The following is a 2,474-nucleotide window of genomic DNA, read 5'->3' on the forward strand; positions in this document are numbered from 1 at the left end:
GGGCTGGGCCGCGGCGGCATCGAGTTCGGGCTCGGCCGCGGCGGCATACCCGCCGGGGTGTTGGGCCGGGGACCACCCGCACCAGCGGCCGGAGGCCGCTGCTGCTGGCCACCCTGGATGCCGAACGGGTTGTTACCGGCGCCGCGCGCCGGCGGGCGACCACCCGGTCGGGCACCCGGACCCGGAGCAGGCGTGCTCGGGCGAGCTGCCGGCGAACCGGGACGGGGCGGCATCGCGGCCGGACCCGGCCGAGGGCCGGGACGGTTGCCGCCGTCTGCCGGGGGCTCCCGGCGAACGGGGTTCTCCCGCTGCTGCTGACGGGCGGCCTGCGCGGCCTTGACCGCGGCCTCCTGCTCAGCCTTCAGCGCGGCGGCACGCGCCTCCGCGGCCGCCACCTCGATGTCGTGGGCGCTCGCCGGCTTGGCGACCGGAGCCGGCGGCTGCGGCGCAGCAGGCACCGGACCCTTCGGCTTCGGGCCGGGCACCGGCGCGGCCGGCCGCCGAGGCGGCATCGGCTTGGCCGAGACCCGGGGCGCGCCCGGGGTCGGGGACGTCGTCGGGGTCGGGTTGGAAGCCGGCGTCGACGCGGGCGCCGACGGGGCAGCCGCTGCCGGAGCACCGGCGGACGCGACGAATGCGTTACGCAGCCGCCGGGCGACGGGCGCCTCGACGGTGCTCGACGCGGACTTCACGAACTCGCCCATTTCCTTCAGCTTGGCGAGAACGGTCTTACTCTCGACCCCGAGCTCTTTTGCAAGCTCGTGTACGCGGGCCTTGCCTGCCACTGCACTCCTCACTCCGAGGTCGTGCGGGCAGCACCCGCAGCGACCTCACTCGTGCACTTGAAGCCTGGTCATTTCAGGGACTTCATCGTGTGCTCATGTCGGTCGTCCTACCCTGCTAGCGACCCTCGCCCGGTCGGGCTGACCGGACGTAGTGGTTGGCGCATCGACGTGCTCCGCCAGCACACCGTGGTCGAGGACCTCGGTGATGCGCAGCGCACGCCCGAAGGCGCGGCGCCGCACCGCCAGCGCGAAGCAGGCCGGATCCGGGTGCATGTTCGCTCCCCGACCCGGCAGCCTGCGAAGCGGATCAGGCCGGAGGCTGTGACCAGCCTCGTCCCTGACCGCGACTATCCGCAGCAATTCGCTGGCCGGCGCACGTTGTCGGCAGCCCACACAGGTGCGCTCCGGCTGCGTGCGTCGTACCACTGGAAGAAGTCTACCCCTAGCCGCCGGAGATCGCTCCGCCCGGCTCCCGCACGTGATCGGCTCCCGCACGCGCGGCCGGGGCGCTCTGCTCCGCGTCGGAGCGAATGTCGATCCGCCAACCGGTCAGACGGGCAGCGAGTCGGGCATTCTGCCCCTCCCGGCCGATGGCGAGCGAAAGCTGGAAGTCGGGAACGGTCACCCGGGCAGCTCGACCAGCCAGGTCGACCACCTCGACCCGCAGCGCCTTGGCCGGCGACAACGCGTTACCGACGAAGGTGGCCGGGTCGTCCGACCAGTCAATAATGTCGATCTTCTCGCCGTGCAACTCGCTCATCACGGCGCGCACCCGCTGGCCCATCGGCCCGATGCAGGCACCCTTGGCGTTGACGCCGGGGGTCGTGGAGCGCACCGCGATCTTCGTACGGTGACCTGCCTCACGGGCGATCGCGCCGATCTCCACAGTGCCGTCGGCGATCTCCGGGACCTCCAGCGCGAACAGCTTCTTGACCAGCGCCGGGTGCGACCGGGACAGGGTGATCTGCGGCCCGCGCATGCCCTTGGCCACGTGCACCACGACACAGCGGACCCGCTCACCGTGGGCGTACCGCTCGCCGGGCACCTGCTCGGACTGCGGCAGCACGCCCTCCAGCTTGCCCAGGTCGACGCTGACGATGCCCTTCTCGGTACGCGTCTCGTGCGCCTGCACCACGCCGGTGACCAGGTCACCCTCGCGGCCCACGTACTCACCGAAGTGCACCTCGTCGGTGGCCTCCCGCAGACGCTGGAGGATCACCTGCTTGGCGGTCATGGCGGCGATCCGGCCGAAGTCGTGCGGGGTGTCGTCCCACTCCCGCACCAGGCTGCCGTCGGAGTCCATCTCCTGCGCGTACACCAGGGCTGCGCCGGACTTGCGGTCGATCTCCACCCGGGCGTGCGGCTCGGCGCCGTCGGTGTGCCGGTAGGCGGTCAGCAACGCGGTCTCGATCGCCGCGAGAATCGTGTCGAACGGGATCTCCCGCTCGCGCTCGAGTGCGCGCAGCGCCGCGAGGTCGATGTTCACCTCTCCTCGTCCTCCACATCATCTTCGTCGTCGATGTCGTCTGAATCGTCGATCTCGTCTGAATCGTCCGCGTCGTCGAACTCGTCGTCCGCCTCGCCGAGCTCGGCGCCGATCGGTGTGTCCACTGCCGGGCCGGTGGCGGGCTTCGGAATGATCGAACTGCCGATCGGCATCATCGGCGGTGTCCGGGACACGGACATCAG

4 protein-coding genes are annotated in these 2,474 nt (G+C 71.5%); all 4 read right to left on the minus strand.

From position 1 onward, the window contains the following. Nucleotides 1-785: translation initiation factor IF-2 N-terminal domain-containing protein (locus tag ACWCO3_RS33915; RefSeq protein WP_450014043.1), on the minus strand; the 785-nt coding region annotated here is incomplete at its 3' end. A 93-nt stretch (nt 786-878) separates the two neighbouring features. Then, nucleotides 879-1,211: a YlxR family protein gene (locus tag ACWCO3_RS33920; RefSeq protein WP_145785011.1), complete on the minus strand. Its 333-nt coding sequence runs from the start codon at nt 1,209-1,211 to the stop codon at nt 879-881. 16 nt (nt 1,212-1,227) lie between these two features. After that, nucleotides 1,228-2,271, minus strand: a complete 1,044-nt coding sequence (gene nusA / locus ACWCO3_RS33925) for a transcription termination factor NusA (protein WP_145785012.1) — start codon at nt 2,269-2,271, stop codon at nt 1,228-1,230. Further along, entirely contained in the window at nt 2,268-2,444 is a 177-nt protein-coding gene (locus ACWCO3_RS33930; protein ID WP_450014046.1) for a hypothetical protein, read from the minus strand. Before ACWCO3_RS33930 ends, nusA begins: the two co-directional genes overlap by 4 nt. Between the last annotated feature and the right edge of the window lie 30 nt (nt 2,445-2,474).

The organism is Micromonospora sp. NPDC002411, from assembly GCF_053592955.1.

Bases quoted from the DNA above. Each gene is read 5' to 3' on its own strand.
- ACWCO3_RS33930 (WP_450014046.1), bottom strand. From the start codon at position 2,444: ATGCCGATCGGCAGTTCGATCATTCCGAAGCCCGCCACCGGCCCGGCA.